This is a genomic window from Pantoea piersonii, assembly GCF_003612015.1.
GTDB classification, from domain to species: Bacteria; Pseudomonadota; Gammaproteobacteria; order Enterobacterales; family Enterobacteriaceae; genus Pantoea; species Pantoea piersonii.
Genome location: NZ_RARB01000008.1, coordinates 158604 through 180360, shown reverse-complemented (window position 1 = coordinate 180360; position 21757 = coordinate 158604). Strand labels below are relative to the sequence as shown.

At 59.4% G+C, this 21757-nt stretch carries 21 protein-coding genes; 9 read left to right on the top strand and 12 right to left on the bottom strand.

Annotated features, from left to right (window positions below):
• Positions 1–83 (top strand): IS1 family transposase (locus tag D7S44_RS19350; RefSeq protein ID WP_000618533.1); only part of this gene is annotated, 83 nt, incomplete at its 5' end.
• 207 nt (positions 84–290) lie between these two features.
• Here the strand turns inward: D7S44_RS19350 and nudK are convergent.
• The 3 genes from nudK to D7S44_RS19335 form a co-directional block, all read right to left on the bottom strand.
• A complete protein-coding gene (gene nudK, locus D7S44_RS19345; protein WP_120457645.1) occupies positions 291–869 on the bottom strand; it encodes a GDP-mannose pyrophosphatase NudK in 579 nt (192 codons plus the stop codon).
• 141 nt (positions 870–1010) lie between these two features.
• Positions 1011–2507, bottom strand: a complete 1497-nt coding sequence (gene ansP / locus D7S44_RS19340) for an L-asparagine permease (protein WP_120457643.1) — start codon at positions 2505–2507, stop codon at positions 1011–1013.
• 275 nt (positions 2508–2782) lie between these two features.
• On the bottom strand, positions 2783–3055 hold the full coding sequence (locus D7S44_RS19335; protein WP_120457641.1) for a YdgH/BhsA/McbA-like domain containing protein: 273 nt from the start codon (positions 3053–3055) through the stop codon (positions 2783–2785).
• A gap of 251 nt (positions 3056–3306) precedes the next feature.
• On the opposite strand from D7S44_RS19335, the gene narQ reads away from it, so the two are divergent.
• The 3 genes from narQ to acrD all read left to right on the top strand — a co-directional run bounded on the left by narQ (position 3307) and on the right by acrD (position 8990).
• Positions 3307–4995, top strand: coding sequence for a nitrate/nitrite two-component system sensor histidine kinase NarQ (gene narQ, locus D7S44_RS19330; protein ID WP_120457639.1), 1689 nt, complete (start codon positions 3307–3309; stop codon positions 4993–4995).
• Between the two features lie 75 nt (positions 4996–5070).
• Complete coding sequence (locus tag D7S44_RS19325) at positions 5071–5703, top strand: response regulator (protein ID WP_120457637.1); 633 nt, start codon at positions 5071–5073, stop codon at positions 5701–5703.
• A 170-nt stretch (positions 5704–5873) separates the two neighbouring features.
• Positions 5874–8990, top strand: coding sequence for a multidrug efflux RND transporter permease AcrD (gene acrD / locus D7S44_RS19320; protein WP_120457635.1), 3117 nt, complete (start codon positions 5874–5876; stop codon positions 8988–8990).
• A gap of 96 nt (positions 8991–9086) precedes the next feature.
• On the opposite strand, the gene ypfM is transcribed toward acrD, so the two are convergent.
• Positions 9087–9149 carry a protein YpfM gene (ypfM, locus tag D7S44_RS24145; protein ID WP_143806259.1) on the bottom strand — a complete coding sequence of 21 codons (63 nt, stop codon included), beginning with the start codon at positions 9147–9149 and terminating at the stop codon, positions 9087–9089.
• A gap of 384 nt (positions 9150–9533) precedes the next feature.
• Here ypfM and D7S44_RS19315 point away from each other — a divergent pair, with 384 nt between their 5' ends.
• From D7S44_RS19315 to D7S44_RS19305, 3 genes are read left to right on the top strand one after another with little or no spacing between them, the layout of a single operon-like run.
• Entirely contained in the window at positions 9534–9902 is a 369-nt protein-coding gene (locus D7S44_RS19315; protein ID WP_120457633.1) for an ArsC family reductase, read from the top strand.
• A 1-nt stretch (position 9903) separates the two neighbouring features.
• Positions 9904–11031 (top strand): succinyl-diaminopimelate desuccinylase, encoded by a 1128-nt coding sequence (gene dapE / locus D7S44_RS19310; protein ID WP_120457631.1) that lies wholly within the window; start codon positions 9904–9906, stop codon positions 11029–11031.
• 23 nt (positions 11032–11054) lie between these two features.
• Positions 11055–11246 (top strand): YpfN family protein, encoded by a 192-nt coding sequence (locus D7S44_RS19305; protein WP_120457629.1) that lies wholly within the window; start codon positions 11055–11057, stop codon positions 11244–11246.
• A 51-nt stretch (positions 11247–11297) separates the two neighbouring features.
• Here the strand turns inward: D7S44_RS19305 and ypfH are convergent, their stop codons facing one another.
• The 6 genes from ypfH to dapA all read right to left on the bottom strand — a co-directional run bounded on the left by ypfH (position 11298) and on the right by dapA (position 17792).
• Positions 11298–11981: an esterase gene (gene ypfH, locus D7S44_RS19300; protein WP_120457627.1), complete on the bottom strand. Its 684-nt coding sequence runs from the start codon at positions 11979–11981 to the stop codon at positions 11298–11300.
• Between the two features lie 73 nt (positions 11982–12054).
• Positions 12055–14028 (bottom strand): tRNA(Met) cytidine acetyltransferase TmcA, encoded by a 1974-nt coding sequence (locus tag D7S44_RS19295; RefSeq protein WP_120457625.1) that lies wholly within the window; start codon positions 14026–14028, stop codon positions 12055–12057.
• On the bottom strand, positions 14028–14885 hold the full coding sequence (gene ypfJ / locus D7S44_RS19290; RefSeq protein WP_120457623.1) for a KPN_02809 family neutral zinc metallopeptidase: 858 nt from the start codon (positions 14883–14885) through the stop codon (positions 14028–14030). The genes D7S44_RS19295 and ypfJ overlap by 1 nt, the downstream gene beginning before the upstream one ends.
• A 123-nt stretch (positions 14886–15008) precedes the next feature.
• Positions 15009–15722 carry a phosphoribosylaminoimidazolesuccinocarboxamide synthase gene (gene purC, locus D7S44_RS19285; RefSeq protein WP_033753802.1) on the bottom strand — a complete coding sequence of 238 codons (714 nt, stop codon included), beginning with the start codon at positions 15720–15722 and terminating at the stop codon, positions 15009–15011.
• A 145-nt stretch (positions 15723–15867) separates the two neighbouring features.
• A complete protein-coding gene (bamC, locus tag D7S44_RS19280; RefSeq protein ID WP_120457621.1) occupies positions 15868–16899 on the bottom strand; it encodes an outer membrane protein assembly factor BamC in 1032 nt (343 codons plus the stop codon).
• 14 nt (positions 16900–16913) lie between these two features.
• Positions 16914–17792, bottom strand: a complete 879-nt coding sequence (gene dapA, locus D7S44_RS19275; protein ID WP_120457619.1) for a 4-hydroxy-tetrahydrodipicolinate synthase — start codon at positions 17790–17792, stop codon at positions 16914–16916.
• Positions 17793–17935: 143 nt separating this feature from the next.
• Between dapA and D7S44_RS19270 the strand changes: the two genes are divergently transcribed.
• Complete coding sequence (locus tag D7S44_RS19270) at positions 17936–18514, top strand: glycine cleavage system transcriptional repressor (RefSeq protein ID WP_120457618.1); 579 nt, start codon at positions 17936–17938, stop codon at positions 18512–18514.
• 141 nt (positions 18515–18655) lie between these two features.
• Complete coding sequence (gene bcp / locus D7S44_RS19265) at positions 18656–19123, top strand: thioredoxin-dependent thiol peroxidase (protein WP_120457616.1); 468 nt, start codon at positions 18656–18658, stop codon at positions 19121–19123.
• A 42-nt stretch (positions 19124–19165) separates the two neighbouring features.
• Here bcp and D7S44_RS19260 read toward each other — a convergent pair whose 3' ends face one another.
• Both D7S44_RS19260 and D7S44_RS19255 read right to left on the bottom strand, forming a co-directional pair.
• A complete protein-coding gene (locus tag D7S44_RS19260; protein ID WP_120457614.1) occupies positions 19166–20758 on the bottom strand; it encodes a sensor domain-containing diguanylate cyclase in 1593 nt (530 codons plus the stop codon).
• Between the two features lie 166 nt (positions 20759–20924).
• Positions 20925–21755: a phosphodiesterase gene (locus tag D7S44_RS19255; RefSeq protein WP_120457612.1), complete on the bottom strand. Its 831-nt coding sequence runs from the start codon at positions 21753–21755 to the stop codon at positions 20925–20927.
• Positions 21756–21757 lie beyond the last annotated feature (2 nt).

Below are 21757 nucleotides of genomic sequence, written 5' to 3'. Positions count from 1 at the left end.
GGAAGTCGCTGTCGTTCTCAAAATCGGTGGAGCTGCATGACAAAGTCATCGGGCATTATCTGAACATAAAACACTATCAATAAGTTGGGACCATTACCGACATCCGGTGGACCTAAACTGTGACCACGTCCGGAAAGCGCACTTAACTGCTGAAAAAGCATACGATATTGCGATGCGGCGCCACAGAAATCACCGTTTACACTATCGGTAGCGCACGGGTTTATCTCAATCGGATTTATCGGACAATCGTTAAGACGCGCCGCCCTGCCCCGACGCGTCATCCTTCATCGTCAGGCTTTCAGCCAGCCCGCCAGCTGGGCATGCTGCAGCAGCATAATGGTTTTGCCGTCGCGGATGCGGCCATCTTTCACCATCGCCAGCGCCTCAGGGAAAGGCATTTCCAGCACGTCGATATCTTCATCTTCTACGCCACCGCCGGCATTATCGCGCAGCGACTCATTATATTCGGCGGCGAAAAAATGGATAAGCTCGGTGACGCCACCCGGCGACATATAAGCTTCGTAGAGTTTTTCCACCTCGCCCACCGCATAGCCGGTCTCTTCGATCGCCTCTTTGCGAATGCAATCCTCCGGCGTGTCGTTATCCAGCAGCCCCGCGCACGCCTCAATCAGCATGCCGTTAGCGTTGCCGTTGACGTAAGTGGCGATGCGAAACTGGCGCGTCAGCACCACGCTGTTCTTCTCGCGGTTATAGAGCAGGATGGTGGCGCCGTTGCCGCGGTCATACACCTCGCGCTTGTGGCGCACCATTTCGCCGCTTTTGGTGGCGAGTTCATAGGTGTAGTTACGCAGAATAAAGTAGTTTTCGGAGAGAAGTTTGTCTTTGATGATGTTGATCTTGAACGACATGATGGCTCCACTGCCGATTTGAGGGAGCCTGCCATCATAGGCGGAAGCGTGCGGGAAAACTATAAGAGGCGGGAAGAAAAAAGCCTGCCGTTAGCGGGCAGGCTTTTTCAGCACGGGCGGTATCGCCCGTATCAATGTCGCTTAGCGCGCAGCGTCGTCCGCCAGCGCGTGCGGTTTTTCGTCGTCATGCAGATGATCGTGCTCGGTCTGCGCGACAGCCTGAACGCGCTTGCGCACGCCGAACCAGCCCAGCACCAGGATAACCGCCAGAACCGGAATAGCGGCGATGGTATAGGTGCCGTTCGGGTAATCGAACGCCATCAGCACCAGCACGCTCAGCAGGAACAGCAGCGTCAGCCAGGAGGTGACCGGCGCGCCCGGCAGCTTGAAGCTGACGTCGTCCGCCTTGCCCTCTTTGATCGCTTTACGCAGGCGCATCTGGCAGATCACGATAAAGCCCCAGGAGGCGATAATGCCCAGCGACGCGACGTTCAGCACGATCTCGAATACCTGTGAAGGCACGTAGTAGTTGAGCACCACACCAATCACATAGACCGCAATGGTGACCAGAATGCCGGCGTAAGGCACCTGCTGCTTGCTCATTTTCGACATGAACTTCGGCGCAGAACCGCCCATCGCCATCGAGCGCAGAATACGGCCGGTAGAGTAAAGGCCAGAGTTAAGGCTGGAGAGCGCCGCGCTCAGCACCACGATGTTCATGATGCTGCCAACGTAGGGCACGCCCAGCTTCGAGAAGAAGGTTACAAACGGGCTCTGTCCCGCCTGATAGGCGTTCCACGGCAGCAGCATTACCAGCAGCACTACCGAACCAACGTAAAACAGACCGATACGCCAGATAACGCTGTTGATCGCCTTCGGCAGCATGGTCGCCGGATCTTTACACTCGCCTGCGGCGGTGCCCACCAGCTCGATAGAGGCGAAGGCGAACACCACGCCCTGCACCAGCACCAGCGCAGGCAGCAGGCCGTGCGGGAACAGGCCGCCATTATCGGTGATTAAGTGGAAGCCGGTGGCGTTGCCGTCGAGCGGCTTGCCGGTGCCGAGAAACACCACGCCCACCACCAGAAAGATGGCGATAGCCAGCACTTTCACCAGCGCGAACCAGAACTCCATTTCAGCGAACCACTTCACGCCGATCATGTTCATGGTGCCGACGATCGCCAGCGCGCCCAGCGCGAAGACCCACTGCGGCACATCACCGAACGCGCCCCAGTAGTGCATATAGAGCGCCACGGCGGTGATATCGACAATGCCGGTCATCGCCCAGTTCACGAAGTACATCCAGCCCGCAACGTAGGCGGCTTTTTCCCCAAGGAATTCGCGCGCGTAGGAAACGAAGCTGCCGCTTGACGGACGGTGCAATACCAGTTCGCCCAGGGCTCGCAGGATAAAGAACGAGAAGATGCCACAGACCAGATAGATTATTGCCAGCGCTGGCCCTGCCGCCTGCAGACGTCCGCCTGCACCGAGGAACAGGCCGGTGCCGATCGCGCCGCCGATAGCAATCATCTGAACGTGACGATTGCCCATCGCCTTGTGGTAGCCGGTGTCATGTGAGTTCAGCCAGCGTCTTTTCGCAGCACGCATTTCGGCTGCGGTTTTTTTAGTAGATTTCATAGCCTTCCTGTTTGTCCTGACCATCAATCACGGCGATCACAAACGATTGCGCGCGCCATGCGAAATGGGGTAACTGCCCGACTTATCTGCCTGTGAGTTATAGGTAAAGCGGCAGGGGAAATTACGGCGATGAATCCTACCCGTTCTGCGTGAACGAAGCAAAAGATACCGGTAAGGCGCACAAAGTGTTTTGTAATAATCGGGTTTGCTGCACAAAAAAACCGGTCACTAACGGACCGGCAAAGGCTACAGGGAGGGAAAATCAGGGCTGAGGGTTAGCGATAAATCTCTGCGGTGCCGCGCCACAGGCTGGAGTCGCCCGGGTTTTCGACGCCGATAACACGGTAGTGGCTTGCGCCCATCGCTTCAGCTTTTTGCGAAAGCTGACGCGTTGCGTCATCCAGCGAGCCGCGCGCGTTGGTTACGGAGACGCTGCCGATGCTTTGCAGACCCTGCGCCTGCGCCTGGTTTACGGGCGTGGCCGCCAGCGTGGAGAACGAAGCGGTTGCTAACAGGGCGCCAGCCAGAATCAAAACAGGTTTTTTCATCGCATGCTCCTTGGTTTGCAGGTGGTTTGCTTAATGCCGTTTAGAATTATCATCGCCACAATGAAAGCCAGTCTTTGGCCGGTGTAAAGCTGTCTCCTTTTTAGGCATCGCACTGCGCATTCTCCTGGGTTATGTCAGCAGAGCTTCTTTTTTGTGCAGAATGTAACCCAGCGTGTCGATAGTATCAGAGTGGCCTGGCGGCTTACCGCCCCCTCCTTTATAATGCCCGCACCAAAAACAGGGATATTACCGTGATTGTGAAACGTTCAGTGACCCGCAGTATCGCTCAAGCGTTGAGTGCTATCGTTCTGCTGGCGCTGCTCACGACCGGGCTGGCGCTGATGACGCTCTCCAGCAGCCTGCGCGACGCCGAAGCGATCAATCTGGCCGGTTCGCTGCGCATGCAGAGCTACCGGCTGGCCTGGGACAGCACCAGCGATCCGCAGCAGATCCGGCAGCATCTGCTGGAGTATAAAGAGACGCTCAATAAACCCGCGCTGCGCGATCTCGATCGTCCCTGGGTACCGCAAGAGGTCATCAGCCGTTATCACCATCTGCGTACCGCCTGGCCCGCGCTACAGCAGCAACTGGAGCGCGGCGACGCACGCCTCTATCAACAGCAGGTGGCGAGCTACGTCGGCGAAATCGATCGTTTCGTCATGGGGTTGCAGCACTACAGCGAAAGGAAAATGGAGCTGGTGGCGGCCAGCAGTCTGCTGGGCCTGGTGTTGATTGTGGCGCTGGCGTTAGCCACCATTCGCTACAGCCGCCGCCAGGTCGTGCGTCCGCTCAATGCGCTGGTGACCGCCAGCCGCTATGTTGAAAGCGGCAACTTCGACTTTCCGCCGCTGATAGTAGAGCAGAACAACGAACTGCGCGTGCTGGCGCAGACTTTCAGCGCCATGGCGGCGCGTCTGCACTCGCACCATCAGGCCCTCGCCAGCGCGGTAGCAGAGAAGACGCGCGATTTACAGGAAGCTAACCGTACCCTGTCGCTGCTGTATGAAAGCTCGCAGATGCTGACCGCCCGGCCGCTCAGCGCGGCGCTGTTTGAAAGCGTCATGGCGCAGGTGCGCGAACGCGAAAACCTGCGCGCGCTGGTACTGGAGAGCGCGCATGGCCGGTTTAGCACAGGCGAAAGCGATAAGACGCTCAGCTGGCACAGCGTGCCGCTGCAGCAGGATGATGAACAGACCGGCGCGCTGCGCTGGCAGAGCGAGCAGACCCGGCCGCGTCAGGCGCTGATGCAGAGCCTGGGAAATATGCTGTCGCGCGCCATCTGGATCTGGCAGACGCAAAAGCAGGTTCAGCAAATGCTGCTGATCGAAGAGCGCGCCACTATCGCGCGCGAGCTGCACGATTCGCTGGCGCAGGCGCTCTCCTTTTTGCGTATACAGTTGACGCTGCTGCGCCGCGCCCTCGGCGACTCGAACAGCGAGGCGCAAAGCATTATCGCTGACGTTGACCGTACGCTTTCAGACGCTTATCGCCAGCTACGCGAGCTGCTGGCGACTTTCCGCCTGACGATTGAGCAGGCCGATTTGGTTGCGGCGATGCAGGCGATGATCGCTTCGTTGCAGGAACAGGTTACGGCTAAAATTAGCTTTAGCTTTCAGCCCGGCCTGGAAACCCTGGATGCGCAGCAGCAGGTTCACCTGTTGCAGATAGCACGCGAGGCGGTGCTGAACGCCATCCGCCACGCCGATGCCGCGACGATAAGCGTACGCTATGAGCGCAACGCAGCAGGAGAGCATTTACTTACGGTGACTGACGACGGCGTCGGCATCGCTACTACAGAAGAGCCGCAAGGCCATTACGGTTTAACCACCATGTCGGAGCGCGCCGCACGACTGGCGGGCGAGCTGACGATTCAGGCGCAGGCGCGCGGCACCCAGGTGGCGCTGCGTTTTCCGCCGCAGCCCGCAACGCGGCTGACATAATAGTATTGCGTTGACTGCAACGCGCCTTTTTAACCTTTTCAGAAGCGCTTTTCGCGTAATTCCCCGGGAGTCAATATGCAACAACCCACGCTGACGGTAATGATCGTGGACGACCATCCACTAATGCGCCGCGGTATTCGCCAGCTACTGACGCTGGAACCCCGGCTGGAAGTGATCGCCGAGGCTAACAACGGTACCGAAGCGCTGGCCGAAGCGCGCCGCCTGGCACCGGATATCATTCTGCTCGATCTGAATATGAAAGGCATGTCGGGGCTGGATACGCTGAAGGCGCTACGTCATGAAGGGATCAGTTCACGTATTCTGATCTTTACCGTGTCGGATGCGCGCAGCGATATCGACGCAATGGTTGATGCTGGCGCCGATGGCTATCTGCTCAAAGACAGCGATCCGGAACTGCTGCCAGGACAGATTCTGCAGGCGGCGCGCGGCGAGAAAATCTTCAGCGACGCAGTACGGGACTATCTTGCCACGCGCCAGCACAGCGCCAGCCCGTTTCGCCAGCTGACCGAGCGCGAGCGCGATGTGTTGCAGGAGGTGGCGCGCGGCCTGTCGAATAAAGAGATCGCCGCCACGTTGCATATTTCAGAAGAGACGGTAAAAGTGCATATCCGCAATCTGCTGAAAAAACTTGATGTTCGGTCGCGCGTCGCCGCCACCGTAATGTGGCTGGAGAGCCGCAACAGCTGACCTGACGGGGGATTTACACTTTCTCCACAATTTCTCCACGATATCCTGACTGACAGCACGTAGAGTAAGTTTCGGCAGAAACCGTCTCTTTCCCTGCCCGCACGACCCGCGCGATGCGCGGGCCGCATTCTGATAATAAAAGCGAAACGCTGCTGAGGAGTGTCGACTCGATGTCGAATTTTTTCATCGACCGTCCCGTTTTTGCCTGGGTGCTGGCGATTTTAATCAGCCTTTGCGGCACGCTGGCGATTATTTTTCTGCCGATTGAGCAATATCCCGACCTCGCGCCGCCCAATGTGCGTATCACCGCCAACTATCCCGGCGCCTCGGCCGAAACGCTGGAAAATACCGTTACGCAGGTTATCGAGCAGAACATGACCGGCATCGACAACCTGATGTATATGTCCTCCAACAGCAGCAATACCGGCCAGGCGCAAATCACGCTCACCTTCTCCGCTGGCACCAATCCCGACGAAGCGCGGCAGCAGGTGCAAAACCAGCTTCAGTCCGCGCTGCGCAAGCTGCCGCAGGCGGTGCAGTCTCAGGGGGTGACGGTCAATAAAACCGGCGACAGCAATATCCTGATGCTCGCCTTCGTCTCTACCGACGGCAGTATGGATAAACAAGACATTGCAGATTATGTCGCCAGTAATATTCAGGATCCGCTGAGCCGTATCGATGGCGTCGGCCAGGTCGATGCCTACGGCTCGCAGTATGCGATGCGCATCTGGCTCGATCCCGCCAGGCTTATCGCCTACTCGCTGACAACCGACGACGTGGTAAGCGCTATCGAAGCGCAAAACGCGCAGGTCGCCGTTGGGCAGGTTGGCGGTTTGCCGTCAGTGGACAAACAGGCGCTGAACGCCACGGTCAATGCGCAGTCGCTGCTGCAGACGCCGGAGCAGTTCAAAGCCATCACCCTGAAAACCAATCCCGACGGTTCGGTCGTGACGCTGGGCGACGTGGCGCAGGTGGCGCTGGGCGCGGAAAAATATGACTATCTGAGCCGCTATAACGGCCAGCCGGCGTCGGGTCTGGGCATTAAGCTCGCCTCCGGCGCGAATGAGATGAATACCGACAAGCTGGTGCGTCAGCGCGTGGAAGAGCTGTCACACTTTTTCCCGCACGGGCTGGAAGCCAAAGTCGCCTATGAAACGACGCCGTTCGTTAAAGCCTCTATTATTGACGTGGTGAAAACGCTGCTGGAGGCGATTGTGCTGGTATTCGGCGTGATGTATCTGTTTATGCAGAACTTTCGCGCCACGCTCATCCCCACCATCGCGGTGCCGGTGGTGCTGCTCGGTACCTTCTCTGTGCTCTACGCCTGCGGCTTCAGTATCAATACCCTCACCATGTTCGCGATGGTGCTGGCTATCGGCCTGCTGGTGGATGATGCCATCGTGGTGGTGGAAAACGTCGAACGCATTATGAGCGAGGAGGGCCTCTCACCGCGCGCGGCGACGCGCAAGTCGATGGGGCAAATCCAGGGTGCGCTGGTCGGGATCGCGCTGGTGCTGTCGGCGGTTTTCGTGCCGATGGCCTTTTTCGGTGGTACGGTCGGCGCTATCTATCGTCAGTTCTCGATTACCATCGTTTCGGCGATGGTGCTGTCGGTGCTGGTGGCGATGATCCTGACGCCTGCCCTGTGCGCCACGCTGCTCAAGCCGCTGGCGCAGGGAGAACATCATGGCCGTCGCGGTTTTTTCGGCTGGTTTAACCGCCACTTCAACCGCAACGCCGACCGTTACGAGCGCGGCGTCGCGCGCATTCTGCTAAAAGGCGGCCGCTGGCTGCTACTCTATCTTGCCATTATCGGCCTGATGGCGTTCCTGTTTACCCGCCTGCCGACCTCGTTTCTGCCGCTTGAGGATCGCGGCGTCTTCCTGACGCAGGTGCAGCTGCCGCCAGGCGCGACGCTTCAGCAAACCTCCGACGTCGTGGCGAAAGTCGAAAACTACTATATGACGCAGGAGAAAGAGAACGTGCTGTCGGTGTTCTCGACCATCGGCTCAGGGCCGGGCGGCAATGGTCAGAACGTGGCGCGACTCTTTGTGCGTCTGAAAGACTGGGAAGCACGCCCCGGCGCGGATCGCACCTCTTTCGCCATTATCGAACGCGCCACTAAAGCCTTCCGCGCCATTAAAGAGGGTCGCGTTATCGCCAGCAGTCCGCCAGCCATTACCGGCATGGGCAGTTCGTCTGGCTTTGATATGGAGCTGCAGGATCACGCCGGTATCGGCCACACACAGCTGATGGCGATGCGCGATAAGCTGCTGGAGATGGCGGACAGCAACCCGTCGCTGTCGCGTGTGCGCCACAACGGTTTGGACGATAGCCCGCAGCTGCAGATCGATGTCGATCAGCGCAAAGCGCAGGCGCTGGGCGTCTCGATCAATACGATCAACGATACCCTGACGACCGCCTGGGGGTCGACCTACGTTAACGACTTCCTCGACCGCGGACGCGTGAAAAAGGTCTACGTGCAGGCCGCGCCGGCATTTCGCATGCTGCCGGACGATATTAATCAGTGGTATGTGCGCAACAGCAGCGGCGGTATGGTGCCCTTCTCCGCTTTCGCCACCAGCCGCTGGGAGACCGGCTCGCCGCGCCTGGAACGCTACAACGGCTACTCCTCAATCGAGATTGTCGGCGAGGCGGCGCAAGGCGTCAGCAGCGGCACAGCGATGGATGTGATGGAACAGCTGGTGGAAAAACTGCCGCTCGGCGTCGGTTTTCAGTGGACCGGCGCCTCGTATCAGGAGCGGCTGTCAGGCTCGCAGGCGCCTGCGCTTTACGCCATTTCACTGCTGGTGGTTTTCCTCTGTCTGGCGGCGCTCTATGAGAGCTGGTCGATTCCCTTCTCGGTAATGCTGGTGGTGCCGCTCGGCGTGGTCGGCGCGCTGGTCGCCACCTGGCTGCGCGGGCTGGAAAATGATGTCTATTTCCAGGTAGGGCTGCTGACGGTCGTGGGCCTCTCGGCAAAGAACGCTATTTTGATCGTAGAGTTTGCCAACGAGATGAACAGCAAAGGCGGCGAGCTGGTCGAGGCGACGCTCTCCGCTTCGCGCCAGCGCCTGCGCCCGATTCTGATGACTTCGCTGGCCTTTATTTTCGGCGTGCTGCCGATGGCGATCAGCGCAGGCGCCGGCTCCGGCAGCCAGCACGCGGTCGGAACCGGCGTTATGGGCGGCATGATCTCCGCCACGCTGCTGGCTATCTTCTTTGTGCCGCTGTTTTTCGTGCTGGTGCGTCGTCGCTTCCCGCTGCGGGCAAAGCCGCACGACTGAGTGCAAAAGTAAAGGCAGCCACCGAAGTGGCTGCCTTATTGCTATGTGTGGTCAGAATCAGAGCAAGGGGGAATCTTCCTGCCTGTTCGCCGCGCGTTACTTGTTGCGTAACATCGCCGCGATGAATTCTTTCCAGTTCCCCATTTCAGCGTCAATCATATAGACCTCTCTCTTATTGTGCTGTCGATTCTACGCGTAAATTTTCGTCAGGTGAATACGGTTACACCTGTTTTCACTATCGGCAAAGGCGATTAATTACTGTAGTTTTTTCGATCTGCTAGCTGACGCACATTTCAGCAAACCGCTATAAACGCAGAGAAAAAGCTGCTATTAACCGGACCAGCTCGCTTAAGCACACTCTAAGATAATTCTTAACAGGATCATGATAAACAGCGTGACAATAACCCGCACGAATGAAAGCGGTTACTAAGACAAATCCTAATGATTTTATTCGCGTTATTTCGCTGCTTTTCCCGCGAGGCGGGTTAGCACGCTGGCTCACTGTGGTAAACTGATGCCCTCATTTTTTGACGAGGGATCCTGATGACAGCGCAGTGGGTGATGTACGGCATAAAAAATTGCGACACCATAAAAAAAGCGCGCCGCTTTTTAGAAGCCGCCGACATCGACGTCGCGTTCCATGATTACCGCGCCAGCGGGCTGAGCGATGCGCTGCTGACGCAGTTTATCGATCAGCTAGGCTACCAGACGCTGCTTAACACGCGCGGCACGACCTGGCGCAAGCTGCCGGAAGCGGAACGCGACGCCATTACCGATAGCGACAGCGCCAAAGCGCTGATGCTGGCGCAGCCCGCCATCATTAAACGTCCCCTGCTGCGCGCGCCGGATGGCACGCTGCTCTCCGGCTTCAGCGAAGCCGCTTACCACGCGTTTCTCCAGGAGAAGTCATAATATGTTCTGTCCTGTAATCGAACTGGCGCAGCAGCTCATCCGCCGCCCCTCGCTGAGCCCGGATGACGCGGGCTGTCAGGCGCTGCTGATCGCGCGTCTGGAAGCGATTGGCTTTCACGTAGAGCCGATGCACATCGACGACACGCTAAACTTCTGGGCGACCCGCGGTCAGGGCGAAACGCTGGCGTTCGCTGGCCATACCGACGTAGTGCCGCCGGGTGACGCCAGCCGCTGGATCAATCCGCCCTTCGAACCCACCATTCGCGACGGCATGCTGTTCGGCCGCGGCGCGGCGGATATGAAAGGTTCGCTGGCGGCGATGGTGGTCGCAGCGGAACGTTTTGTCGCGGCGCACCCCAACCATAAAGGCCGCCTGGCGTTTTTAATTACCTCTGACGAAGAGGCGAGCGCGAAAAACGGCACGGTGAAGGTGGTAGAGCGTCTGATGGCGCGTCACGAGCGCCTGGATTACTGCCTGGTCGGCGAACCCTCCAGCACCGAAGTGGTGGGCGACGTAGTGAAAAACGGCCGTCGCGGCTCGATGACCGCCAACCTGACCATTCATGGCGTACAGGGCCACGTCGCCTATCCGCATCTGGCGGATAACCCGGTGCACCGCGCGATGCCGGCGCTTAATGCGCTGGTCGCCACCGAGTGGGATCGCGGCAATGAATTTTTCCCGCCGACCAGCATGCAGATCGCTAACGTGCAGGCTGGCACCGGCAGCAACAATGTGATCCCGGGCGAATTCTTTGTGCAGTTCAATTTCCGCTTCAGCACCGAACTCACCGATCAGATGATTAAAGATCGCGTCGCGGCGCTGCTCGACAGCTATCAGCTGCGTTATACCCTGGAGTGGGCGGTTTCTGGTCAGCCGTTCCTGACGGCGCGCGGCAGGCTGGTTGACGCCGTGGTTAAGGCGGTATCGCACTATAATGAAATTAAGCCGCAGCTGCTGACCACCGGCGGCACCTCAGACGGGCGCTTTATCGCGCGAATGGGCGCACAGGTGGTTGAGCTTGGCCCGGTGAATGCCACCATTCACAAAATCAACGAATGCGTGAAGGCAGCCGATCTGCAGACGCTGAGCCGCATGTATCAGCGCATTATGGAACAGCTGGTCGCCTGATCGCGATCGAGAGGAGCAGGCAAATGGAATTTATTAAAGATTACTGGTGGATCATTGTGATCCTGTTGCTGGTCGGCGTACTGATGAATGTTTATAAGGATCTGAAACGCATCGACCATAAAAAATATATGGCGAATAAACCCGACCTGCCGCCGCATCGCGACTTTAACGATAAGTGGGACGATGACGACGACTGGCCGAAGAAGAAGAAGTAACAGGTCAGACTACGCTTCCCTGCTGACGCCCTCGCCTGCGCGAGGGCGTTTTTACATCATCATAATCACATCGTCGTCGCCCGGTTTCGCTCCGCTTAACGCCTCATCGAAATAGCGCTTCGGCACGGTGTAGTGCAGGTGCTTCAGCGCCAGCGCCATGCTGCGGTCGTCTACCGCGTGCGGCAGATCTTCCACAATATCGAGCGTCACGTCCCCGCCCAGCGCGGTCAGCCGCTGCGCAGCCTGCTCGGCGTGCTGCATCGGGATCTGCTCGTCATACTCGCCGTGGATTAAATGGATAGTGGTGCGCGTCGACGCCTGCTCCGGCAGCGTAGCGTAGCGGCCGCTGAAAGCCACGACGCGGCCCGCCAGATCCGGCTGCGCTTTCACGCCCTCCAGCACCATGGTGCTGCCCTGCGAGAATCCCACCAGCGCGGTAGCGTCGGCGCGCACGCCGCTCTGCTCCTGCCAGTGTCGCACTGAATCGACGAACTGGGGCAGTACGGCGTTAACCCGCTGCTGCTCGCTCTGGTCGTGCTGCGCGGTTTCACTGAACCAGTAATGGCCCGGCGCAGGCGCGCCGACCGCCACTACCTGCGCCTGCGGAAACTCGCGCGCGAACCAGCCACCCAGCTGCGCCATAGAGTGGGGATTATCGCCGACGCCGTGGTAGAGCAGGAACAGCTGCTGCGCTGTCGCGCTCGGCTGCTGAACAATAACGTATTGCAGTGTCATATCGACCTCCTCAGATCACTATACGCCGCCTTGCGCGGAGCGCTATTGGGAAAATTTGAACAAGTTTGTGGATTTATTCCACTTGCTGACGCAGCTGACTGGCGCGCGCCGCGTCCAGCGCGCTCAGGGCGGCGGCGGCGTCAAGGCGGAGTTGAGTGACCAAAGCCTTGCGCCCGCTCAGCCCGGCCTGCTGCGCGAGGTGGCCAATATCCGCCTGCGGCTGCAGCGCGGCCTTCAGCAGCGGAGGAACAGAAATCCTGGCGGCGAGCCGGTGCAGCACCGGCAGGCTCGCCTCAAGCGGTCGCTGCGCCCAGGCGAACCCCGCCGCCAGCCAGGCGTCTTCGTCGTTGAAAGAGAGCGGCATCTCAGGCAGCGCAATGGACTCCGTTACCTGCTGACGCAGCTGCGGCCAGTCGCGCGCCAGCCGCTCAGCAGCACGCTGCTGAAGATCCGCGCCTGCGGGCGTCAGCGCGCGAATCGCCATCGCCGCATAGCAGCCGCTGCTGGCCTCGCGCTGCGTGCCGATGCGCACCAGAGTAAAGCCGCAGGCGCGCCAGAAGGCCCACAGCGCCTCGGTATAGCCGAAGCTGACAGAAAGAAAATCAACATCCTGTCGCCTCTGCGCAGCGGCCACTAATGCCTGCCCGATGCCCTGACGACGCTGTTCCGCCGCCACCGCGATGCGGCTGATACGGCGGGACCGTAGCGTCGCCGCCTCGACAAATCCGGCGTGCGCGGCCAGCGACTGTGCGACCAGGTTGCCGCGTGGCCGTCGCCTGCCCGCCCAGACCGCCTGCGCCAGTTCGGGCGTTAAGCCGCCCTCCTCCACCAGCCAGAGCGCGCCCTGTAAAGCGGACGCTTCGCCGCTCAGCCACAGCGTCATGCCAGGCGCATCCATTAACCGCCTCAGATCGAGCGGCGAGGTGCGATAGTGCGCGCTGGCCAGCAGGCGGTATGCGGCTTCCGGCTGCGCGGGGTCGTCGCGCCAGGCATCGGCGGGCATGAGCCGCGGCGCGGCGGGCAGGGAAACCGGCACGGGCGCGGCGTCCTCAAACAGCAGCGTCTGGTTGATCCAGGCTTCCAGCGGATCCTGACGCGACCAGCGCAGCGGCTCATCCAGCGTAAAGTAACGCACCTGCGCCAGTCCGGCGCAGAACTTCAGGATAAAACCTCGCCCGGTGCCCTCGTATCCCTGAACCGTGGTAGTCAGCAACACGCGCGGGAAGCGTGCCACCAGTTGGGTAAGGAGCGGCGCAGGGATCGCCGCGGCTTCATCGACTATCAGCCAGTCAGCGGCGGGAACATCGGGCTGAGCGAGAATGGCGTCGGGCGCCATAAAGTGAAAATGATCTGCCGCAAAGCGCATCACCACCTCTGTAGAGGCTTTCGCCGGCGCGGTGATAAGCGCCCGGGGGATCTGCTGCGCCAGCATTCCCGCCAGTGCCGATTTGCCGCGGCCGCGCGGCGCGGTAAGCACTGCGACGCCTGACGTCATCGCCAGCAGCTGCTGGACTATCGCTTTTTGTTGCTGCGGCGCGCAGCACTGCCAGCGAGGCATGATTGGCAACGGCGCGATACGCGCAGGCTCATCCTGTCGCAGCAGCGCCACGCCAGGATCGGCGAGCATCATTTTTTGCAGATGGCGAACAAAGTGCGGCGCAGGAAGAGGATGAGCGACGTCGGCCCAGCGCAGGCTGTCCTCGTCAGGCTGCTGCGGCCAGCGCATCCACGGCGGCGCTAACAGCAGTAGCCAGCTTCCGGCGCGCAGCGTGCCCGCCAGCGCGGCGAACGCCTCCGCGTGAAAACCGCGGCGCGCATCGAAAACAGCGTGAGTAAATTCGCGGCCGAGCAGCGTGCGTAACGCCGCTGGCGCGCAGTGCGGAAGGTTGTCGTCGACGGGGGCATCACTCACCACCAGCCAGTCGCCGGGTAAAGCGGCGCGCCATTCGGCGACGCGCGCCAGCGACCAGTCCGACTCGCCGCTAATGACGCAGAGCCGTCTGACGCCCGCCTGCTGCATCTGACGGCTGAGCTGTTCAGGCGACATCAGTTAGCTGCAAAGGTGTTGCACTGTCCAGGATCGCCGCTGTCGAATCCGCGTTTAAACCAGCTGTAGCGCTGCTCCGAGGTGCCGTGCGTAAAGCTGTCAGGCACCACGCGTCCCTGGCTGCGCTGCTGCAGGCGATCGTCGCCAATAGCCTGCGCCGCGTCGAGCGCCTGTTGCAGGTCGCCGGTTTCCAGCCAGTTATCTTTGCTGACGTAGTGACCCCAGACGCCAGCGAAACAGTCCGCCTGCAGCTCCATTTTTACCGACAGATGGTTGATTTGCGTCTGGCTCGCGCCCTGCTGCATTTCGCGCACTTTCGGTTCGATGCCGAGCAGTTTCTGCACATGATGCCCCACCTCATGCGCGACAACATAACCCTGCGCAAACTCGCCGCCCGCGCCGAGCTTGTTTTTCATTTCATCGTAGAATGACAGATCGATATAGACGCGTTGATCCGCCGGACAGTAAAACGGCCCCATCGCCGTCTGGCCAGTACCGCAACGGGTCTGGGTCGCGCCGCGGTACATCACCAGCGTCGGCGCGGTATACTCTTTGCCCATCTTCTGGAACAGCTTGCTCCAGGTATCTTCGGTGGAGGCCAGGATAACGCGGGTAAATTTCGCTGCTTCGTCGTCATTGGTGCTGACGCGCTGCTGCTGGCTGGTGGGCGCGACATTGCCGCCGGTAAGCAGCCCCGTCAGGTCATAACCGTAATAGCCAGCGACCGCGACCACGACTAACAGAATAATGCCGCCCTTCCCACGCGGCAGCCGGATCTGCCTTCCGCCGCCATAGGCTGGCCCTTGATCTCGACGGTCTTCTACATTGTCGCTCTCGCGACGTCCTTGCCAGCGCATAATCTGCTCCTGATTAAGATAGTTACCGTGATTTTAGTTGTGCGGCGAGACAACTACCAGCCTTGCGGCCAAATGAAAAAAGGAGAGCCGGGGCTCTCCTTTTCGCTTTCAGACGAGGTTAGTTCAGTCGAGCTTAACGCCCAGCCGCTGCGCTACCTCTTCATAGGCTTCGATCAGGCCACCCAGGCTCTGGCGGAAACGATCTTTATCCATCTTGTCCATCGTCTGCTTGTCCCACAGGCGCGCGCCGTCCGGCGAGAATTCGTCACCCAGCACCACTTCGCCTTTGAACAGGCCGAACTCCAGTTTGAAATCGACCAGGATCAGGCCTGCGTCGTCAAACAGTTTGCTCAGCACCTCGTTGGCTTTAAAGGTCAGCTCCTGCATGCGCGCCAGGTTCGCTTTGCTCACCCAGCCGAAGGTTTCACAGTAGGATTCATTGACCATCGGGTCATGCTTCGCGTCGTCTTTAAGGAACAGATCGAACAGCGGCGGATTGAGGATCATCCCCTCTTCCACGCCCAGACGTTTTACCAGCGAGCCGGCCGCGCGGTTGCGTACTACGCACTCCACCGGCACCATCTCCAGCTTTTTCACCAGCGCTTCGTTGTCTGAAAGCAGCGCCTCCATCTGGGTCGGAATGCCCGCTTCCTGCAGTTTTGTCATGATGAAATGGTTGAACTTGTTGTTTACCATTCCTTTGCGATCGAACTGCTCGATTCGGGCTCCGTCGCCTGCTGACGTATCGTTGCGGAATTCGAGTACCAGCAGATCCGGATTGTCGGTGCTGTATACGGTTTTCGCTTTACCGCGATACAACTCAGCTCGCTTTTGCATCTTGTTAACTCCAGACTTGAAAATTTCGGGTGTTCTGCGACGGCGGGCCGCTGGGGATTGCCGCGACGCAATCGTTTACTTCGCCGCGCGCTATTATGCCAGAGACGAAAAAAAAAGGCCGGAGAATCTCCGGCCCTGAGGCGATTTATTTGTTAAGAGCCGCCTGGAACACGGCCACCAGCGCATCGTTCTGCGACTGGGTGAGCACGTGGCCTTTAGGATCGATAAACTGCAGGCTGCTGCGGTTATCCAGATCGCCGACCTGTACTTTATAGTCGCCGTTCGGCAGTTCCGGATCTTTCGCGCCGACATCATCCCACGCGCTGCTGCCCGGCGATTTATAGGTGACGCTGAGGCTGCCCTGCGGACGGTTGCTGTCGGTTACTTCCATGCCAACGCGCTTCATCGCCTGCGGCAGACGCTGCCAGGCGACGTTGAACGGCGTACGCAGCACCAGCATCGGCAGACCGGTATCGTCCGCGCCGCTCTGCACGTCAATGCTGCCGCTGGCGCGACCCGCCGCCGCGTTTTCGCTGGCAAGGTCGATTTTGTCCAGCCCGGCGCTGATGGCATTAAGCATCTGCGCGGTGTAGCGCTGGATTTGCACCGGCGACGTGACCGCTTCGCCTTTCTGCTGCAGCTCAAGCAGGCGCACTGTCAGCACCTGCTGGTAGCTCTGCGACTGCACGCTGATCTCATAGCGGCCGCGATACTGATTGTCTTCGTCGGCGCGATTCCACTGCACCCAGTCGGTGGTCAGCTGCTGCCGCGCATCGTTACGCTGCGCAACAGGGAAATTGCTGGATTCGACAACTTTACTCACCTGCGACCAGACGGAGCCGCGGTTTTTTTCCAGCATCAGCACGCCGGTATTGCCGGTAAACTGCGCGCGCGCGCCGTTAACCAGCGCCAGCGGCTGAGCCGGCGGACGAATGTCGAGCTGCTTGCCGACGTTGCCGCTGGCGGTGGTGTGCGGCACGTCGTAATCGCCATGCGCCACCGGCAGGATCATGCCAGCCGGCGCCTGCAGATCGTGCAGCTCGCTGGCCTGTAAATAGGACTCGTCACCGCTTACCTGACGTTTATAACGCTGATCGCTAGAGCACGCCGTTAACAGCATCGCAGTAGACAGCGCCACGACGGTCGCAACCGTTGAGCGCTTTACAGAATGATTCATTGAAACTCCCTAACTTATCGCAAACCCGCTTTAATCAGCGCCTGCTCAACTTTTGGTATGGCCGCTGAAGTCAGCGGCGTCATCGGCAGACGCAGCGTGTCACTGGCGATTAATCCTAACTGTTTCGCCGCCCATTTGACCGGGATAGGATTGGGTTCACAGAAAAGCGTCTGGTGCAGATGCATCAGACGCTGATTCAGACGACGCGCCTCGGCGAAATTGCCCTGTTGCGCCAGCGCGCACAGTTCAGCCATTTCACGCGCCGCGATGTTGGCCGTTACCGAAATAACGCCCTTGCCGCCCAGCTGCATAAGGTCCAGCGCGCTGGCGTCGTCGCCACTGACAATAATAAAGGCCTCATCGACCAGTGCTTGGATCTGGCTAACGCGCGATAAGTTCCCGGTCGCCTCTTTGATTCCGATAATATTTTTGATTTCAGCAAGGCGCGCGACGGTTTCTGGCAGCATGTCGCAGCCGGTGCGTGAGGGGACGTTATATAACATTTGCGGCAGCGCCGTGCTTTCCGCGATTGCTTTAAAGTGCTGGAACAATCCTTCCTGTGTCGGTCGGTTATAGTACGGCGTTACGGTCAGGCAGCCAACCACGCCGCTGTTTTCGAAACGTTTGGTGAGAGAGATGCCTTCTGCGGTGGCGTTGGCGCCGGTACCGGCAATCACCGGAATACGTCCGTCCGCCAGCTCCAGCGTCAGCATCACCACATCGCCATGCTCTTCATGGCTCAGAGTCGCGGATTCGCCGGTGGTGCCGACGGAGACGATCGCCGCGGTGCCGCTGGCGACGTGATAATCAATCAGTTTCTTCAGACTCGTACGGCAGACATTACCTTTGTCATCCATTGGCGTAACGAGCGCAACAATACTTCCCGTGAACATTGGCGATCCCCTCGACAAACAAGTGCTTCATGGTACGTTTTACTTCTGTTGAAAAGCAAGCAGGCCACGCCCCTCCTGCGCTTGTCAGCAGTTTTTTTTATGTTTACCTTATGGTTATTAGCGAATGAACAGGAAATCCCACTTTGCCGCAGTCTCAACCCCACCATTTGGTGATCACCGCACTGGGTGTTGACCGTCCGGGTATCGTCAATACCATTACCCGCCACGTCAGCAGCTGTGGGTGCAATATCGAAGACAGCCGTCTCGCCATGCTCGGGGATGAGTTCACCTTTATTATGTTGCTCTCCGGCAGCTGGAACGCCATCGCGCTGATCGAATCGACGCTGCCACTGAAAGGCGCGGAGCTTGAGCTGCTGATCGTGATGAAGCGCACCAGCGCCAGAACGCGTCCGCCGATGCCGGCGACGGTCTGGGTTCAGGTCGAGGTGCCTGATTCACCCCACCTTATTGAACGGTTCACCGATCTGTTCGACAAACATGCGATGAATATCGCTGAGCTGGGTTCGCGCATCAAGCCGGGTCAGGCGGATCAGACGCCGACGCTCTATATTCAAATAACGGCGCATAGCCCGGCGGGCGTCGGCGACTCGCAGTTTGAACAGGCGTTTTATGGACTGTGTCGCGAACTCAATGCCGAAGGTACGCTGCGTTTTTACAGCCTGGCCGATGAAGATGCGGCGACGCTTCAGGGTTCACGCTAAGCTGTAAATAAACCGGGGCTATTCCTCCACATCACTGATGTCTGGCTATGTGGCGCAATATCCCCTGATGGCGACTGTCCACCTGACGCGGTTCGTCAGGCAGCCTGTCGCCCACAGCATAAAGAAAAATGGAGAGTAGTGATGAATCCACTGAAAGCCGGTGACACCGCACCGAAATTTAGCTTGCCCGACCAGGATGGCGAACAGGTAAATTTAACCGACTTCCAGGGACAGCGCGTTCTGGTCTATTTCTACCCGAAAGCGATGACGCCGGGATGCACAGTGCAGGCCTGCGGCCTGCGCGACAATATGGATGAACTGAAAAAAGCGGGCGTGGAGGTACTGGGTATCAGCACTGATAAACCAGAAAAGCTGTCGCGCTTCGCTGAAAAAGAGCTGCTGAACTTTACGCTGCTCTCTGATGAAGATCATCAGGTCTGCGCGGCGTTCGGCGTCTGGGGCGAAAAATCCTTTATGGGTAAAACCTATGACGGCATTCACCGCATTAGTTTCCTGGTCGGCGCCGACGGCAAGATCGAAAAGGTGTTCGACGATTTCAAAACGTCCAACCACCACGATATCGTGATGGATTACCTGAAGTCGCTTTAACACACGCGGATGCGGCTTAGCGCCGCATCCCGCCGCCTCTCTTTACGAGACAGCACTTCCCGAAAGCGGCGTTTGCGTTTCCGCTACCCTGACACAGTTTCGCCCGTCATTTTTCGCCTGATAAAGCGCGGCATCTGCCTGTTTCAGGCTCTGTTCCAGCGGCACCGATTCATCTTGCCAGGCCGCCACCCCGACTGAAAGGGTGATAGTGCCGACATCGGCAAGCGATGCCGCGGCGATCTCGGCGCGTATGCGTTCGGCAATGCGGCGCGCCTCTTCGATATCGGTCATTGGCAGCAGCATCAGGAACTCCTCTCCGCCGTTGCGGCATACCACATCGCTCTGACGCGCGCTGGCGTTCAGCGTTTCCGCCACCTGCTGAATCACCCGATCGCCAACATCATGCCCCCAGTTATCGTTGACCCGCTTAAAATGATCGATATCCAGCGCCAGCACGGCGAACGGCTGACGCATCGTCTGATAAAAGTCGAGCACCGCGCTCAGGCCGCGCCGGTTGAGCAGCTGCGTCAGCGGATCGGTCTGCACTTCTGACTTAAGGCGGCCGATTTTGTCCTGCACCAGGCCGATGCCGGTCAGCAGCGCGCGTTTTACCTGCGCCGCCTCGAAATACCAGGCATGAACAGCGCTGAGCTCCTGTGAGACGCCGGGCGCATCCATCTGACGCGCCTTACGCGCCAGCTGCCAGAGCGGCAACGCAATCAGCCGCGCCAGGATCACCGCCACCAGCAGCGTCAGCAGCGCGAAAGGCACCGAGCGTTTCAGCACCTGCATCAGCAGGCCGGAGAGCGGCTCAAGCGTTACGGCGGTGGGCTTAAGCGCCACCACCGTCCAGCCCGTAGTCGGCACCACCGCATAGCCAGCGAGGCGCGACGGTTCGCCCGCCAGCTGTAGCTGTAGCGAGCCGTTGGTCTCTTCATCATGACCGTTAAGCAGCGCAGGCAGCGTTTTGCCAATCAGCTGACCGTTCTGGTGATAGAGCACCCGGCTCTCGCTGTCCAGCACGTAGACGCTGGTGCCGTCGCGATAGTACTGCTCGCCGAGCAGCGTATTTAAAATGCTTTTCTTTTTCAGGTAGATGGTGCCGCCCACATAGCCGAGATAGCGTCCGTCACGGCTCCAGATCGGCCAGGAGACGAAGATAATCAGGTTGTTCGCCGCCGAAATGGTGGGTTTGCTGATGGCGGGCTGCCGCGCGCTTAGCGCTTCGCGCGACGCCTCGCTGGTAAGATGCATGCCCTGCAGCATCAGGGATTCTGGCGAGATAGCCTTAACGACGCCGTTAGCGTCGACCACCGCCACTGAGTTAAAGCTGCTGGTCTGCTCGCGCAGGCGATCGACCTCCCGACGCAGCAGAGCGGGATCGTTAAAATCGTCGCCGAGCAGCCTGGCGCTGTAGTGCAGCTGCGACTGCGCCAGCTGGAAAAAGATTTCGGTAGTGGAGGCCAGTTTGGTGGCATAGGCGCGGTTCGCCTCCAGCGTGCTGTCGATCAGCGCCATACGCTGCACGCGCCAGGTAGCATAGAGCGCGTTGGTCAGCGTAACCACGATGCTGACGATAGCGAGTAACGCGATAAGCGTGCGCAGATCGGTTCGGGGACGCAGGCGCATTAACATAGCGCGCCCGCTGCAAAAGATAAATACATGCTGAAAGGCCTGAGAATGTCGTTATTGTTGGAGGTTATCTGCCCTGGTGAGGCAAGAGGCAAGTGTACACCCTGCCGCCCTCCTGAGCACCTTTCCAACCGTTACATTCTCTGAAACCCGCGATTCGCGCCCGGCGCTAATCGATCAAACCGTGCTGATCGTAGAAGGGCCAGGGACCGGAATAGTCGCCGATGGCGCACTGGTGCGTCACCATGCCCTGCTCCGGCTGCCAGCAATGCAGCAGGAAGCCTGGCGGCTCCAGCACGAAATGGGCCGGGCCGTCCGGTTGCAGGTCAAGCGCCACCTGATGGGAAACGCCCGGCGCACACACCGCCAGCGTACCGGCGAAACGTGTCTGCAGGCTGCGATGCAGATGGCCGCACAGGACCCGCTCTACCTGCGGATGGCGGGCAATAATGGCCGCGAGCGCGTCGGGATTGCGCAGCCGCTGGCGATCCATATGATCGATGCCGCAGGTAAAAGGCGGATGGTGCAGCATGACCAGCGTCGGCGCAGCCGGTTCGCGCGTCAGGCTTTCCTCCAGCCACGTCAGCTGATATTCATCGACATAACCCCAGGGCTGTTCCGGCACGCTGGAGTCGAGCGCGAGCAGCTTCAGCGGCCCTACCTTCAGCTGCCAGTTAAGCGTAGCGCCGTGCTGGAGGTAGTCATGATCGATAAAGACGGCGCGCAGCGCCTGGCGATCGTCATGGTTGCCCGGCATCAGGCGGAACGGCAGCTGCAGGCGGCGCAGGGCCAGACGCAGCGTCTGATACTCCTCCACCGTGCCGAAATCGACCAGATCGCCGGTGATCACCACCATGTCCGGCTGCGGCCGCAGCGCGTTAAGGGTGTCAATGGCGCGCAGTAGCGCGGCCTGCGTATCCACTTTTTTATAGGACAGGCGACCGTTCGCCTTAATATGCAGATCGCTGATTTGCGCAATCAGCGTAGGTTTGGCAAACACAA

Bases quoted from the DNA above. Each gene is read 5' to 3' on its own strand.
- D7S44_RS19335 (WP_120457641.1), bottom strand. From the start codon at position 3,055: ATGAAAAAACCTGTTTTGATTCTGGCTGGCGCCCTGTTAGCAACCGCT.
- bcp (WP_120457616.1), top strand. From the start codon at position 18,656: ATGAATCCACTGAAAGCCGGTGACACCGCACCGAAATTTAGCTTGCCC.
- D7S44_RS19325 (WP_120457637.1), top strand. From the start codon at position 5,071: ATGCAACAACCCACGCTGACGGTAATGATCGTGGACGACCATCCACTA.
- ypfJ (WP_120457623.1), bottom strand. From the start codon at position 14,885: ATGCGCTGGCAAGGACGTCGCGAGAGCGACAATGTAGAAGACCGTCGA.
- D7S44_RS19305 (WP_120457629.1), top strand. From the start codon at position 11,055: ATGGAATTTATTAAAGATTACTGGTGGATCATTGTGATCCTGTTGCTG.
- nudK (WP_120457645.1), bottom strand. From the start codon at position 869: ATGTCGTTCAAGATCAACATCATCAAAGACAAACTTCTCTCCGAAAAC.
- D7S44_RS19315 (WP_120457633.1), top strand. From the start codon at position 9,534: ATGACAGCGCAGTGGGTGATGTACGGCATAAAAAATTGCGACACCATA.
- dapE (WP_120457631.1), top strand. From the start codon at position 9,904: ATGTTCTGTCCTGTAATCGAACTGGCGCAGCAGCTCATCCGCCGCCCC.
- ansP (WP_120457643.1), bottom strand. From the start codon at position 2,507: ATGAAATCTACTAAAAAAACCGCAGCCGAAATGCGTGCTGCGAAAAGA.
- bamC (WP_120457621.1), bottom strand. From the start codon at position 16,899: ATGAATCATTCTGTAAAGCGCTCAACGGTTGCGACCGTCGTGGCGCTG.
- ypfH (WP_120457627.1), bottom strand. From the start codon at position 11,981: ATGACACTGCAATACGTTATTGTTCAGCAGCCGAGCGCGACAGCGCAG.
- acrD (WP_120457635.1), top strand. From the start codon at position 5,874: ATGTCGAATTTTTTCATCGACCGTCCCGTTTTTGCCTGGGTGCTGGCG.
- purC (WP_033753802.1), bottom strand. From the start codon at position 15,722: ATGCAAAAGCGAGCTGAGTTGTATCGCGGTAAAGCGAAAACCGTATAC.
- D7S44_RS19260 (WP_120457614.1), bottom strand. From the start codon at position 20,758: ATGTTAATGCGCCTGCGTCCCCGAACCGATCTGCGCACGCTTATCGCG.
- dapA (WP_120457619.1), bottom strand. From the start codon at position 17,792: ATGTTCACGGGAAGTATTGTTGCGCTCGTTACGCCAATGGATGACAAA.
- D7S44_RS19295 (WP_120457625.1), bottom strand. From the start codon at position 14,028: ATGTCGCCTGAACAGCTCAGCCGTCAGATGCAGCAGGCGGGCGTCAGA.